Annotated in this window: 12 protein-coding genes; 5 read left to right on the top strand and 7 right to left on the bottom strand. The window is 61.0% G+C overall.

Going from position 1 to position 13,232, the window contains the following annotated elements; translation table 11 throughout:
- Positions 1 to 22: 22 nt before the first annotated feature.
- The 4 genes from ACXHRN_RS21155 to ACXHRN_RS21140 are packed head-to-tail and all read right to left on the bottom strand — an operon-like array spanning position 23 to position 5,043.
- The gene (locus ACXHRN_RS21155) at positions 23 to 1,660 is read right to left on the bottom strand and encodes an ABC transporter ATP-binding protein (RefSeq protein ID WP_488638270.1); all 1,638 of its coding nucleotides are present in this window, start codon (positions 1,658 to 1,660) and stop codon (positions 23 to 25) included.
- Positions 1,653 to 2,480, bottom strand: a complete 828-nt coding sequence (locus tag ACXHRN_RS21150) for an ABC transporter permease (protein ID WP_488641968.1) — start codon at positions 2,478 to 2,480, stop codon at positions 1,653 to 1,655. The genes ACXHRN_RS21155 and ACXHRN_RS21150 overlap by 8 nt, the downstream gene beginning before the upstream one ends.
- Before the next feature lie 6 nt (positions 2,481 to 2,486).
- Positions 2,487 to 3,446, bottom strand: a complete 960-nt coding sequence (locus ACXHRN_RS21145; RefSeq protein WP_488638269.1) for an ABC transporter permease — start codon at positions 3,444 to 3,446, stop codon at positions 2,487 to 2,489.
- A 13-nt stretch (positions 3,447 to 3,459) separates the two neighbouring features.
- Positions 3,460 to 5,043: an ABC transporter substrate-binding protein gene (locus tag ACXHRN_RS21140; RefSeq protein WP_488638268.1), complete on the bottom strand. Its 1,584-nt coding sequence runs from the start codon at positions 5,041 to 5,043 to the stop codon at positions 3,460 to 3,462.
- Between the two features lie 244 nt (positions 5,044 to 5,287).
- On the opposite strand from ACXHRN_RS21140, the gene ACXHRN_RS21135 reads away from it, so the two are divergent.
- From ACXHRN_RS21135 to ACXHRN_RS21120, 4 genes are all read left to right on the top strand, one after another.
- The gene (locus ACXHRN_RS21135; protein WP_488638267.1) at positions 5,288 to 5,992 is read left to right on the top strand and encodes a Crp/Fnr family transcriptional regulator; all 705 of its coding nucleotides are present in this window, start codon (positions 5,288 to 5,290) and stop codon (positions 5,990 to 5,992) included.
- A gap of 87 nt (positions 5,993 to 6,079) precedes the next feature.
- Positions 6,080 to 7,948, top strand: coding sequence for a CHASE2 domain-containing protein (locus ACXHRN_RS21130; protein ID WP_488638266.1), 1,869 nt, complete (start codon positions 6,080 to 6,082; stop codon positions 7,946 to 7,948).
- Positions 7,949 to 8,151: 203 nt separating this feature from the next.
- The gene (locus ACXHRN_RS21125) at positions 8,152 to 10,461 is read left to right on the top strand and encodes an FdhF/YdeP family oxidoreductase (protein WP_488638265.1); all 2,310 of its coding nucleotides are present in this window, start codon (positions 8,152 to 8,154) and stop codon (positions 10,459 to 10,461) included.
- A complete protein-coding gene (locus tag ACXHRN_RS21120; RefSeq protein ID WP_488638264.1) occupies positions 10,458 to 10,778 on the top strand; it encodes a hypothetical protein in 321 nt (106 codons plus the stop codon). Before ACXHRN_RS21125 ends, ACXHRN_RS21120 begins: the two co-directional genes overlap by 4 nt.
- Here ACXHRN_RS21120 and ACXHRN_RS21115 read toward each other — a convergent pair.
- The 3 genes from ACXHRN_RS21115 to ACXHRN_RS21105 are packed head-to-tail and all read right to left on the bottom strand — an operon-like array spanning position 10,732 to position 11,945.
- Positions 10,732 to 11,031: a type II toxin-antitoxin system RelE/ParE family toxin gene (locus ACXHRN_RS21115; protein ID WP_488638263.1), complete on the bottom strand. Its 300-nt coding sequence runs from the start codon at positions 11,029 to 11,031 to the stop codon at positions 10,732 to 10,734. The genes ACXHRN_RS21120 and ACXHRN_RS21115 overlap by 47 nt on opposite strands.
- Positions 11,028 to 11,288, bottom strand: a complete 261-nt coding sequence (locus tag ACXHRN_RS21110) for a type II toxin-antitoxin system ParD family antitoxin (RefSeq protein ID WP_488638262.1) — start codon at positions 11,286 to 11,288, stop codon at positions 11,028 to 11,030. The genes ACXHRN_RS21115 and ACXHRN_RS21110 overlap by 4 nt, the downstream gene beginning before the upstream one ends.
- A 60-nt stretch (positions 11,289 to 11,348) precedes the next feature.
- A complete protein-coding gene (locus ACXHRN_RS21105) occupies positions 11,349 to 11,945 on the bottom strand; it encodes a DNA-3-methyladenine glycosylase family protein (protein ID WP_488638261.1) in 597 nt (198 codons plus the stop codon).
- 141 nt (positions 11,946 to 12,086) lie between these two features.
- Here ACXHRN_RS21105 and ACXHRN_RS21100 point away from each other — a divergent pair, with 141 nt between their 5' ends.
- The gene (locus ACXHRN_RS21100; protein WP_488638260.1) at positions 12,087 to 13,223 is read left to right on the top strand and encodes a glycosyltransferase; all 1,137 of its coding nucleotides are present in this window, start codon (positions 12,087 to 12,089) and stop codon (positions 13,221 to 13,223) included.
- Positions 13,224 to 13,232: the final 9 nt, after the last annotated feature.

The raw sequence follows: 13,232 nt of genomic DNA, 5'->3' as shown, positions 1-13,232 counted from the left end.
TCGCATCTTGGGTGCTAAACCCTCAATTCCCCGCACTCGCCATCTTGCGCCCCGAGATCGCCTTCTCCAGCCAGCCGATTTCCATCTCCGGCACGGACGACAACAGCAGGTCGGTATAGTCGTCGAAAGGCGGGGTCAGCACCTGACTCTTCGACCCATAGCGCACCACCCTGCCGCGATACATCACCGCGATCGAGTCGGCGATCGAGCGCACGGTTGCGAGGTCGTGGGTGATGAAGAGGTAGGCGACCTGCTCGACCTTCTGCAGATTGAGCAGCAGCTTGAGGATGCCGTTGGCGACCAGCGGATCGAGCGCCGACGTCACCTCGTCGCAGATGATCAGCTTCGGCTTTGCCGCCAGCGCCCGCGCAATGCAGACACGCTGCTTCTGTCCGCCGGAGAGCTCGGCTGGGTAGCGATCGATGAAGCCCTTGCCCATTTCGATCTCTTCGAGCAACTCGGCGACGCGCTTGTCGCGTTCGGTACCCCTGAGCCCGAAATAGAAGGTCAGCGGCCGGCCGATGATCGTGCCGACCGTATGGCGCGGATTCATCGCCACATCGGCCATCTGGTAGATCATCTGCAATTCACGCAGATCATTCTTCGTCCGGTCGGAAAGCCGGCGTGATAGCTTGCGCCCATCAAAGGTGATCTCGCCATCCGACGGCGGCAACAGGCCGGTGATGGCGCGTGCCAGTGTCGATTTGCCTGAGCCGGACTCGCCGACCACCGCCAGCGTCTGGCCGGGATGGATATCGACCGTGACATTGTCGAGCACCTTGACGATGCCGCGGCCATAGGATGCGGTGACATTTTTCACCGACAGGATCGGCTTGGGCGAAGGCTGCTTTTCCTCATGCTCGATCCGGTGCACGGCGACCAGTTGCTGCGTGTAAAGCTGCTTCGGTTCCTTGATGATCTCGTATGTAGTGCCCTTCTCAACCAGCTTGCCATGCCTGAGCACCATGATTTCGTCGGCCACCTGCGCCACCACGGCCAGATCGTGGGTGATGTAGAGTGCGGCCACATGCGTGTCGCGGATCGCATCCTTGATGGCCGCCAGCACGTCGATCTGGGTTGTCACGTCAAGCGCCGTGGTCGGCTCGTCGAAGACGATCAGATCCGGTTCTGGGCAGAGCGCCATGGCCGTCATCACCCGCTGCAACTGGCCGCCCGAGACCTGGTGCGGATAGCGCCGGCCGATGTTTTCGGGGTCGGGCAGGCTGAGCTTCTTGAACAGTGCAATCGCCCGCTTTTCGGCTGCGGCACGATTGGCAACGCCGTGCTTGAGCGCGGCCTCCACCACCTGTTCCATCAGCCGCTGGGCGGGATTGAAGGCTGCGGCCGCCGACTGCGCGACGTAGCAGACTTCCTTGCCACGCAGCTTGCGGATGCCGTTCTTGCCCTGCTTGAGGATGTCGCGGCCATTGAGGATGACCTCGCCGCCGGTGATCCGCACGCCGCCACGGCCAAATCCCATCGAGGAGAGGCCGATGGTCGACTTGCCCGCGCCGGATTCGCCGATCAACCCCAGCACCTTGCCTTTTTCGAGCGTCAGCGACACGTCGTCGACGATCAGCACGTTCTTGGGCAACTCGCCGGGTGGATAGACCGTCGCCTCGATGCGGAGGTTGCGGATGTCGAGCAAAGTGTCAGCCATTGCCGCGCCCTCCCTTGAGATCGGTGGTTCGGTTGAGGATCCAGTCGGCGACGAGGTTGACCGAGATCGCCAGGATGGCAATCGCCGCCGCCGGAATCAGGGCTGCGGGAATGCCAAACACGATACCGTCCTTGTTTTCCTTGACCATGCCGCCCCAATCCGCTTCCGGCGGCTGGACGCCGAGACCGAGGAACGACAGCGCCGAAAGAAACAGCACGGCATAGATGAAACGCAGGCCGAGTTCGGACACCAGTGGCGACAGCGCATTAGGCAGGATCTCGGCAAAGATCACCCAGATCTTGCCTTCGCCGCGCAGTTTCGCTGCCTCGACGAAATCCATGACATTGAGATCGACGGCGACCGCCCGCGACAGGCGATAGACACGTGTGGAGTCGAGCACGCCCATCACCAGGATCAGCGTGACGATGTTCGACGGCAGCACCGACAGCACCACAAGGCCGAAGATCAGCGTCGGGATCGCCATCAGCAAATCGACGAAGCGCGACACCAGCATGTCGAACCAGCCACCCATGACGGCGGCCGCAAAGCCGAGAATCGCGCCCATCGAAAACGACAGCGTGGTGGCCAATATGGCAATCAGGATGGTGGTCTGGGCGCCATAGATCATCCGCGACAGCAGGTCGCGGCCGAGATTGTCGGTGCCGAACGGGAACTTCGCCGACATCGGCTCCCAGACGCCGCCGGCGATGTCGCCGAGGCCATAGGGCGCGATGAATTGGGCGAAGATCGCCACCAGCAGGAACAGCGCGGTGATGACAAGACCGATGAGCGCGCCGGGCGGGATACGTCTAAACATCAGCCGCCCTCACTTCGGATGCCTGAGACGCGGATTGGCGAGAATGGACGCCACATCAGCAATCATGTTGAGAAGGATATAGACCGAAGCAAAGATCAGCCCGACTGCCTGCACGACCGGTACGTCACGCTTGGCAACGTGGTCGACGAGATATTGGCCCATGCCGGGATAGACGAAGATCACCTCGACCACGACAACGCCAACCACGAGATAGGCGAGGTTCAGCATCACCACATTGATGATCGGCGCGATCGCATTTGGGAAGGCATGCTTGCGGATGATCTCGAAGGCGGTGAGCCCCTTGAGTTCCGCCGTCTCGATATAGGCGGACTGCATGACATTGAGGATGGTCGCCCGCGTCATGCGCATCATATGCGCCAGCACCACCAGCGTCAGCGCCGCAGCCGGCAGCGCGATCGCCTTCATCTTTTCGATGAACGGCATGCCGTCATAGACCGTCGAGATACCGGGAAAGAGTTGAAATTTGACGGCGAAGAAATAGACCAGCAGATAGCCGATGAAGAATTCCGGCACCGAGGTGGAGGCCAGCGCGACGCCGGTGATCAGCTTGTCGACCGGGCCGTTGCGATAGCGCACTGCCGTCAACCCGAGGATGATCGCCAGCGGAATGGCGACGATGGCCGCCCAGAACGCCAGGAACAATGTGTTCCACAGCCGCTCCTTGATCGACTTGGCAATATCCAGCCCGCTGGTTAGCGACTTGCCGAGATCGCCATGCAGTATGCCCCACAGCCAGCGGAAATACCGGACATAGGCCGGATCGTTAAGCCCCAGCGATTCACGCAGGTTGGCGAGCGCCACAGGGGTCGCGGACTGGCCGAGGATGGATTGTGCCACGTCGCCCGGCAGGATCTGCGTGCCGACGAAGATCAGCACCGAAACGGCGAACAACAGCAGGATGCCCAGCGCGACGCGCTGGGCAATGAGTCTCACGATAGGAGAGGACATGGGCGCACGGCCATCAAGCCGCGAGCCAGCACTTGGAAAGTGCGTAGCCGCCCATCATTTCCTGGTTGCCATCGGCCGTCCAGCCGCCGACCTGCGGACCGGTTGCGTCGATGAAGTCGTTGAACATCGGGGCGATCACGCCGCCTTCCTGGTTCACGATCGTGCCCATGTCGGCATAGATCTGTTTGCGCTTGTCCGGGTCGAGTTCGGCGCGTGCCGCAAACAGCATCTTGTCGAACTTTTCGTTGAAGAAGCGTGTGTCGTTCCAGTCGGCCTTGGAGTAGTAGGCGGTGGAATACATCTGGTCCTGGGTCGGACGGCCGCCCCAATAGGAGGCCGAGAAGGGCTGCTTGTTCCAGACTTCCGACCAATAGCCGTCGCCGGGTTCGCGCTTGACTTCGATGGTGATGCCGGCCTTTGCAGCGCTCTGCTGGTAAAGCTGGGCAGCATCGATGGCGCCCGGGAAGGCGACGTCGGAGGTGCGGAACAGCACGGAACCCGAATGGCCCGACTTCTTGTAGTGGAAGGCCGCCTTGTCCGGATCGTACTTGCGCTGTTCCATTTCGGTAAACAGCGGATAGGACTTGTTGATTGGCGTGTCGTTGCCGACCGAGCCGTAGCCCATCAGGATCTTCTGGACCATTTCCTCGCGGTCGACAGCGTATTTCAGCGCCAGCCTCAGGTCGTTGTTGTCGAACGGTGCGGTGTTGCAATGGGCGATGAACACATAGTGGCCCTTGCCAGCGACGTTCTGGATGGTGATGCCCGGCACGCGCTTGATCAGGTCGACGATCTTCGGCTCGACGCGGTTGATCATGTGCACCTGGCCGCCCTGCAACGCCGAGGTGCGGGCAGTGGCGTCATTGATGACGATGATTTCGATCTGGTCGGCATGGCCACGGTCGTCACGCCAGTAGTTGGCAAATTTCTCGCCGACAAGGCGGACACCGACATTGTTCTCGGCGATCTTGTAGGGGCCTGTCCCGATGCCTTCGGTCGGATTGTCCTTGCCGCCATTCGGCTGGATCATCAGGTGGTAGTCGTCAAGCAGGAACGGCAGGTCGGCATTGGCTTCCTTGAGCGCGAAGACGATGTTCTGGCCATCGACGGACACCTTGTCGATACCCTGCATGATGCCCAGTGCGCCGGACTTGGACTTGGCGTCCGAATGGCGCTCCATGGTCGCCAGCACGTCGGCCGGGGTCATTTCCTTGCCGTTGTGGAACTGCACGCCCTTGCGGATCTTGAAGGTCCAGACCTTGGCGTCCTTGGATGCGCCCCATTCTTCGGCGAGCGCCGGCTGCACGACGCCCTTGGCATCGACCTGCACCAACTGCTCGGCCCATTGGCGACCGTAGAAATACGGCACCTGGCTCTGCCACGATGCCGGGTCCAGGCTGTCTGTCGCCGAGCCACCCTGCATGCCGGCCTTCAGGATGCCGCCCTTGACCGGGCCGGCGGCCAGAGCCGCGGTCGAGATCAGCCCGTTGGCGAAGGCTGCGCCGACGCCGAGCGCTGCGGCGCGACCGAGAAAATCACGGCGGCTCAGTTTGCCCGATACGACGCGGCGGCTGAGGTAGGAAAGTTCATCGGTCATTGTTGTCCCCTTGTTTAGGCTCGACCTTTTGTGGGAGCTTCAGCTCCGCTTTGCCTGTCCGGGATAGTGGGACCCGCGGCAGCCATCAGCAATTCTAATCGCGCCATTCGCTGTTGCAATACCGAACATGAAATTATGCAGCGATTTAGCATAGATGCATGAACGACCACGCCGAATTGCACTTAACATTTTCCGTGCCTCCTGTAGTCTTGGCAGGCGGGTGCGACAGGGGGATGAAGACGACATGGCAGAGATCAACAAGAGCCCGGCTTTCTGGCGCTCGTTCCCAATCTTCGAGGAATTCACCAAGGAACTGGTGGCCGAGGTCGCCGCACTGGCGCAGTGGCGTCGGTGGACGGCAGGCACCGTGATCTTCCAGCGTGGCGACGACGGCAACTACATGATCCTGGTCACCGAAGGCCGCATCAAGCTGTCGCTGATCACCGCCCAGGGCAAGGAATTGTCGCTGCGCCATCTCGAACCCGGCACCCTGCTGGGCGAAATGGCCGTGCTCGACGGCGAGCCCCGCTCGGCCGATGCGACAGCGTCGATCGCCACTGAGGGCTATGTTATCGGCAAGAACGAGTTCATGGCGCTGATCACCCGCAATCCGGATGCGGCTGAAGCCGTGATGCGCTATCTCTGCAAGCGGCTGCGCGAGACCACCGATCAGCTGGAGACGATCGCACTCTACGATCTCGATTCCCGCGTGGCCCGCTTCTTTCTGGCGACGTTGCGCCAGATCCACGGCGAAGAACTGCCGGATCACGCCAACTTGCATATCGCGCTCAGCCAGACCGAGATCGCCGGCATCCTTGGTGCGTCGCGTCCCAAAATCAACCGCTCGATACTTTCCCTCGAAGAACACGGCGCCATCAAACGTCAGGGCAATGTGATAGATTGCAATGTGGGCCGGCTGTTGCACCTTGCCGAGCCCGACGACGACTGACATACGCTTTGAGCGAGGCTAGCGGGGGCGCATGGGAACTGACAAATACAATCGGCAATTCACCGGCACAGCGTGTAAAAACGTCCGATGAACTTTCGCGTCCGCCCGCTTCATATCGGCATCCTCGCAAGCATCGTTGCCGCGTTTCTGGTCGCCTTCGTGCCGGAGACGTCGCTCGAGGGTAGCCGCGAACTGTATTTCGACCGCCTGACGCAGCTCTTTCCGCTCGAACAAAGCACCGACATTGCCGTCGTCGATATCGATCGCAAGGCCTTCTCGCTGGCTCAGGACCAGAAGTGGCAGCGCATCGACACAGCGTCCCTTGTGGAGAAGATCGCCGCACAGAAACCGGCAGTCATCGCCTTCGATCTGATATTCTCCACCGATTGTGACGAAAGTTCTCGCGCCAACCAGTCGCTGGCCGCCGCGCTCGCCAAGGCGCCGACGGTGCTTGGTTTCCTGCTGTCGGATGTCGAGGGAAAACCGCCCCAGCCCCTGCCGCCGCTGGCCATCGCCAAATCATTGACCGTGCCGGAAATCTGGTTTCTGGGCGGCGCTGAAGTCTCCTGCCCGATCTTCCAGAAGTCGGCCAAAAGTGCTGCCGCTTCCTTCTTGATCGGTGACGAAGATTCGCTGGTCCGCCGTGCCCAGGCCTTTTCCATTCTCGGTGCCGATCCCTTTCCTGCGCTCGGTGTCGAAGCCGTTCGCCGGCTGATGAAGGTCAAGACGCCGATCCTCGGCGGCACGCCACCATGGCTGAAGCTTGGCCGCGAACTCTATAGTCTCGCCGAGGATGGCAGCCTGCGCTTCGTGGCGAGTGATCGCGCCGCCATCGCCAAGCGTACCGTTTCGGCCGCCGATGTCATGGCCGACAATCCGCCCAAGGATTTCTTCAAGGGCAAGATCGTCTTCGTCGGCTCGTCATTGCCTAATCTCGGCGGCCTGCGCTCCAGCGCGGCTGAACCCCTGGTCGCCTCGGTGCAATTGCATGCCGACCTCGCCAATTCGCTGATCGAGAATTTCGTCCCCACCCGCGACGACATGTTCCTCGATTTCGAGGCGGGTTTCGTGTTGCTGGCTGGCCTGGCCATCGCGCTGCTGACCGTGCGTTTCCGGCCCTGGACAATCGCGCTCGGAGGTCTCGTCGTCATCGCGCTGTCGATCGGCATTTCGCTGGTCGTCTATGCGCGCACCGCCTGGCTGATCGACGGCTTCACCGTGGCGCTGGCGCTGGTGCTGGTGCTGCTGGTCACCGCGTTTTCGCAATTTGCCGAGACAAGGCGTGCCGAACGCACCGCCCGCCAGCGCTTCGCGCAGTATCTGCCGCAATCGGTCGTCGATCGCTATATCGACAATCCCAATGCCAAGCCGGCAACCGGCGAGGAGCGTCAGGTCACGGCTCTGTTCACCGATATCGAAGCGTTCTCGAATCTCGCCGGCCGGGTGCATCCGCAGGTGCTGGTCAGCCTGCTCAACGTCTATTTCGCCGAGGTCACCAAGCTGGTGTCGGATCATGGTGGCATGGTCGACAAGATCGTCGGCGATGCGGTGCACGCCTTCTTCAATGCTCCGCAGGATCTCGATGACCACGTCAACAAGGCCATCGAATGCGCGCTGACCATTTCACGGCTGACCGAGGAGATGCGTCTGAGGCTGGACTTCAAGGTGCAGGAGTTCGGCCGAACCCGCATCGGCATCGAGACAGGCCTGGCGGTGCTGGGCGAGGTCGGCATGGCCGGCAAGCTTGACTATACCGCCCATGGCAATGCCATCAATCTCGCCGCCCGCCTGCAGGACGCCAACAAGTTCCTGGGCACCACCATCTGCATCGGCCCGGCAGCGGCCAAGGAAAGTTCGCGCACGCTCCGCCCTCTCGGCGAACACGAGATCCGCGGCTTCGGCACGATGGAATTGTTCACGCCGGACGATTTCATTGGCAAGGTGACGGTAAAGTAAAGGCGCTCTCGCCAAAACCCTTCTGATAATACTCATGTTTTAACGCATTTGCGAACTGTGCAGCCGCAGGCAGGCGAGAGCCAAGGAACAATCGCGCGCATATATCCGCGTCAAAGCGTTGAAAAAGTACCAGAACTCCTTCATCTCAGCGCATTCCTGCACTATATTGCAACGCACAATCTCCTGCTGAAAGGCTGTCCCGCATGTCCAATTCCGACTTCATCGGCAAGCGCTCTTCCGCGGCAGGTGGCTGGGGCGCGTTGAAAAGCTGCGGCAAGCGGCTGATGGAAAGCGGCTCGCCGCTCGCAGGCGCCCGGACCATGCTGAAGGCCAACCAGCCCGACGGCTTCGATTGCCCGGGCTGCGCCTGGGGCGATCCGGAACATGGCTCGTCGTTCGAATTCTGCGAAAACGGCGTCAAGGCCGTGGCCTGGGAAGCGACGGAAAAGCGCGTCCGCCCCGACTTTTTCGCGTCACACACCGTCTCTGAACTGCGTGGCTGGAGCGATTATGATCTGGAGCACGAGGGCCGGTTGACGCATCCGATGCGCTATGACGCGGCCACGGACACCTACCAGCCGGTTGCCTGGCAGCAGGCATTCGCCGAGATCGGCGGCATCCTCAATGGTCTGGACCATCCCGATCGCGCCGAATTCTACACCTCCGGCCGCGCCAGCAACGAGGCAGCCTTCCTCTATCAGCTGTTCGTCCGGCTCTACGGCACCAACAATTTTCCCGATTGCTCGAACATGTGCCACGAGGCCAGCGGCGTGGCACTTCGCCACTCCATCGGCATCGGCAAGGGCACCGTCACCCTCGGCGATTTCGAGAAGGCGGACGCGATCTTCGTCATCGGTCAGAATCCCGGTACCAACCATCCGCGCATGCTGGGCGATCTGCGTCGTGCTGCCATGCGTGGCGCCCGCGTCGTCGTCTTCAATCCTGTACGGGAACGTGGCCTCGAGCGCTTCTCCGATCCGCAGAGCAAGCTGGAAATGCTGCGTGGCGGTTCCACCGAGATCGCCAGCCATTATTACCAGCCGCAACTGGGCGGCGACATGGCTGCCGTTCGCGGCATGGCCAAGGTCGTCTTCGCTGCCGATGATGCCGCCTTGGCAGCCGGCAAGGCCTCGGTCCTTGATCATGCCTTCCTGGCCGAGCATACCGCCGACTTCGCGGGCTACCGGGCTGCAGTCGAAGCCACAAGCTGGGAGCAGATTGTCGACCAGTCCGGCCTGACGCGTGAACAGATCGAAGAGGCTGCTGCCGTCTATCTCGCCGCCGACAGCGTCATCTGCACCTGGGCGATGGGCGTCACCCAGCATCGCCATTCCGTCGCGACGATCCGCGAAATCTCCAACTTCATGTTCCTGCGCGGCAATGTCGGCCGTCCCGGCGCCGGCGTTTGCCCGGTCCGCGGCCATTCGAATGTCCAGGGCGATCGCACCGTCGGCATCAATGAGAAGGCGCCGCCGGCCTTCCTCGATGCGTTGGAGCGCGAGTTTGATTTTGCCGTGCCGCGCAAGAATGGTCACAATGTTCTGGGCGCCATCGGCGCCATGCTCGATGGTTCGGCACAGGCTTTCATCGGCCTCGGTGGCAATTTCGCCCGCGCCACCCCCGACAGCGCACTGATTGCCAAGGCACTGTCATCGCAGAAGCTGACCGTTCACATCGCCACCAAGCTTAACCACTCGCATCTGTTGCCGGGCGAGTCCGGCTACATCCTGCCGTGCCTGGGCCGCACCGAGATCGACAGGAATTCCAAAGGCGTCAGCCAGATCGTCACCGTCGAGGATTCGATGAGCATGGTGCATGGTTCGGGCGGTATCAACAAGCCGGCCTCGCCGGAGCTGCGCTCGGAAGTGCAGATTGTCGCCGGTATTGCAGCCGCCACTGTCGGCTCGGCCAAGGTCGATTGGGCGGCGGTTTGCGACGACTATGACCTCGTCCGTGACATGATCGCCCGCACCATTCCGGGCTTCGAGGACTACAACACCCGCGTCCGCAAGCCGCGCGGCTTCCACCTGCGCAACTCGGCCGCCCACCGCGAATGGAACACGCCGGCCACCCGCGCCACCTTCTCGACCGTTGCCTTGCCGGAAGCGACCGAACACCAGATGGCACGCGGCGAGGACGGTGTCTTCGTCATGCAGACCTTCCGCTCGCATGACCAGTATAACACTACGATCTATGGCATGGATGACCGCTATCGCGGCGTCTATGGCGAGCGCCGCGTCGTCTTCGTCAACCCGAAGGATCTCGACCAGCTCGGCGCCAAGGCCGGCGACCGGGTTGATGTCATCGGTAAGCACGACGACGGCATCTCGCGCATTGCAGAGGATTTCCGGCTGGTGCCTTATGACATTCCGCGCGGCTGTGTCGCCGGCTATTATCCCGAGCTCAACGTGCTGGTGCCGTTGTCGACCTTCGGCTCGGAAAGCGATACGCCGGCTTCGAAGTCGGTGCTGGTGTCGTTCCGCGCCCGCGCACAGGCATCCGTCGCCGCATGAGCGATGACGGCGCTGTGGCCGCCTACATGGCCGAGGTCGAGGCGTTGATGCAGGCCGACGGTCGCCTTTCGTCGCTTGCAGCCGGGGTGCTGGCCGCGATCCGGCTCGATATCGCCCATGACAGCATCGCCTTTGCCAAGGCGCTGGACGTCAGCCACGCGCTGGTGCTGCGCCAGGTGGAGACGTTGTCATCCGATTTGGGGCTGATTGCGGTGACGAAAAGGGATGCCAGGACGCAGAGGTGTTTTTATGCGCTGGCGGCGGACGGTGCTATTCTTCAGGAAAAAGTCTCCGCACATAATCCACCGAACCGTTGATGATATGCAGGATGTTGATTGCATCCACATCGATCCGATAGAAAATCAGGTAATCCTCGTGAACAAGACGGCGGATATTGGTATGTTCGTAACGTGGCACCAATGGAAATCTGCGCGGCATATCCGACAGGCCATAGCAGCGATCTACCAGTTCTTTGACAAAGGTTGCGCTACGTTGCGGGTTGTCAGCGGCAATGTAGTCCGCGATCGCTTCAAGATCTGCTTCGGCTTCGTCGGTGATAACAACAATCATCCGCCGCGCTCGTCCGCCATACGTTGGTATTTTGCCATCAGGCGGTCTGCGACTTCACGAAGCGGCTTGACCCGCCCCGCCTCGACATCCGCCAATCCTCTGGCAAGCGCCGCGTCCAGGGCGGCGAGGCGCTTCTCGCGCTCCTCGACAAGACGAACGCCTTCCCGAAGAACCTCGCTTTTCGAATTGTAGCGGCCGCTCTCGACGAGCTGCGTTACCACCGCCTCCAGATTTCCAAGTTCAACACTGTGGGCCATGCGATCACCTCTGGCGATTAATATGAGCTGACCAATAATAGTTATCAAGAAGAAATTGAACTATTCAATCGGCGCGGCGTCCAGATGCTGCCACAAATACCAGGAAGCGATCGAGCGATAGGGCGCCCAGCGATCCGCAACGTCAGCCAGCGTCTTGTCCTCGCCATAGAGCAAACGCACGGCGCGCTGCAAACCGACATCGCCGTGCGACAGTACGTCGGGCCGCTTGAGCCCGAAGATCAGGAACATCTCCGCCGTCCACCTGCCGATGCCGGGAAGCGTGACCAATTCCTTGATCGCCACCTCATCGTCCGGCTCCGCCGCCATGGCATCGAAATCCATCGTGCCGGCTGCGATGCGCTCGGCCAGCGCCCTTATATATTTGACCTTGGCGTTGGAAATGCCGCATTCGCGCAGGCGCTCCGGCTCGGCGGCCAGGATGCCATCGGCGCTCCAGCATCCACCGATCACGTTGAGCACACGCTTCTCGATCGTGTCGGCAGCCTTGACCGAAAGCTGCTGTCCGACGATCGCGGCGGCAAGCGTCTCGAAGGGCTGGTAATCCCGAGCCATCAGCGTGCAAGGGCCATGACGGGCGACCAGTTCGGCCATCACCGGGCAATTGGCGCTGAGGTGTTCTTCCGGGCTTTTCATCATCCTGTCTCTCATTAACACGATAGCAGTTGCGTCGAGCAAGAAGGCTGATCTGTATCGTCGGAATAATTCCGTAGCGCATCGCCGCTCGCTCGGCTAGATTAATGCTGCAATGCACACATTGGATGGGATGGCTGCTGTCGAATGAATGAATCTGGAAAAACCGGCGATCGCGCCACGATATCGTTCTCCTTCATTTCAACCACACCACAGAAGATAACGGGACTGTCCAGCTACACGGAAAGCCTTGTCTCGGCCTATGCGACGCTTCATGCCGACCGCAAAATCCTGTTTCTCACCAATGCGGTAGGGGAAATCTTCCCGGCTTTCACCAAACACCCGAACATTGAAATCGTGCCGATTTTTGTGCGCGGATCCATTCCGTTCAAGATCTACAGCATCCTCGCGCATGTCGTTGCCAGCTTCAAGGCAAGGTCACGCAAAGCAAGGGACTATATCTCGACCACGCCACAGGGCAGTGTCTTGCCGTTCGTCGGCCAGACCATCGTCATCCATGACATGTATGATGTCGATGCCCGCTACAGGCCGCGCCTGCATGTTCTTTACACGAAAATCATGCTGTCGATCTATGCGCTGGTCAGCAAACGTGTCGTCTGTGTGTCGGACGCGACTTTCGAGGATGCTCTGAAGCTGATCGGCCGCAGCCGGTCGAAGGTGCGCATCGTCAAGGAGGCGTCCAAGTTCCTGCCGATGCACGAAGCGGATGCACTCGCCCAGGCGCGAAACGGCCGGGTCCTCTATGTGGCCAATGTCGAAGGCACCAAGAATGTCGGTTGCCTGCTGGAGGCGCTGCGCCTGGCCGAAAGCCGTGGCATTCCCTTGCAGGTCAACTGGATTGGCCGCGATCCCAGCAGCATCGTGGCGGACTGGCTGGCCAAGCATGGCCCGCTTGCCAACTTTCACTCGCTCGGCGCCGTTGACGATGAACGCCTTCTGCTTGAATACAAGCAGTCAAACGCCCTGGTCGTGACCTCGCTGAGGGAAGGTTTCTGCCTGCCCATCCTCGAGGCGAACGCCCATGGTACGCCGGCGATCGTTTCCGATATCGACATTCTTCGCGAGGTTGCCGGCAGCGCAGGCAAATTCTTCGACCCAGGCAAGCCCGAGGATTGCCTGGAGAAGATGAACGGCGTTCTTGCCGATATGGCTGGCTATCCCGAGCGGCAGAAACTTGCCCTCGAGAACGCCCGTAAATATTCCTGGGCTGATTCAGCCGCGAAACTGGAAGAACTGCTGACCGAAGACAGACGCGGCGCCTAGAGTCCTTCC

The organism is Shinella sp. OV683 (assembly GCF_057787725.1).
This window is presented reverse-complemented; position numbering and strand designations above follow the sequence as displayed.

Bases quoted from the DNA above. Each gene is read 5' to 3' on its own strand.
- ACXHRN_RS21155 (WP_488638270.1), bottom strand. From the start codon at position 1,660: ATGGCTGACACTTTGCTCGACATCCGCAACCTCCGCATCGAGGCGACG.
- ACXHRN_RS21145 (WP_488638269.1), bottom strand. From the start codon at position 3,446: ATGTCCTCTCCTATCGTGAGACTCATTGCCCAGCGCGTCGCGCTGGGC.
- ACXHRN_RS21140 (WP_488638268.1), bottom strand. From the start codon at position 5,043: ATGACCGATGAACTTTCCTACCTCAGCCGCCGCGTCGTATCGGGCAAA.
- ACXHRN_RS21135 (WP_488638267.1), top strand. From the start codon at position 5,288: ATGGCAGAGATCAACAAGAGCCCGGCTTTCTGGCGCTCGTTCCCAATC.
- ACXHRN_RS21130 (WP_488638266.1), top strand. From the start codon at position 6,080: ATGAACTTTCGCGTCCGCCCGCTTCATATCGGCATCCTCGCAAGCATC.
- ACXHRN_RS21125 (WP_488638265.1), top strand. From the start codon at position 8,152: ATGTCCAATTCCGACTTCATCGGCAAGCGCTCTTCCGCGGCAGGTGGC.
- ACXHRN_RS21120 (WP_488638264.1), top strand. From the start codon at position 10,458: ATGAGCGATGACGGCGCTGTGGCCGCCTACATGGCCGAGGTCGAGGCG.
- ACXHRN_RS21115 (WP_488638263.1), bottom strand. From the start codon at position 11,031: ATGATTGTTGTTATCACCGACGAAGCCGAAGCAGATCTTGAAGCGATC.
- ACXHRN_RS21110 (WP_488638262.1), bottom strand. From the start codon at position 11,288: ATGGCCCACAGTGTTGAACTTGGAAATCTGGAGGCGGTGGTAACGCAG.
- ACXHRN_RS21105 (WP_488638261.1), bottom strand. From the start codon at position 11,945: ATGATGAAAAGCCCGGAAGAACACCTCAGCGCCAATTGCCCGGTGATG.
- ACXHRN_RS21100 (WP_488638260.1), top strand. From the start codon at position 12,087: ATGAATGAATCTGGAAAAACCGGCGATCGCGCCACGATATCGTTCTCC.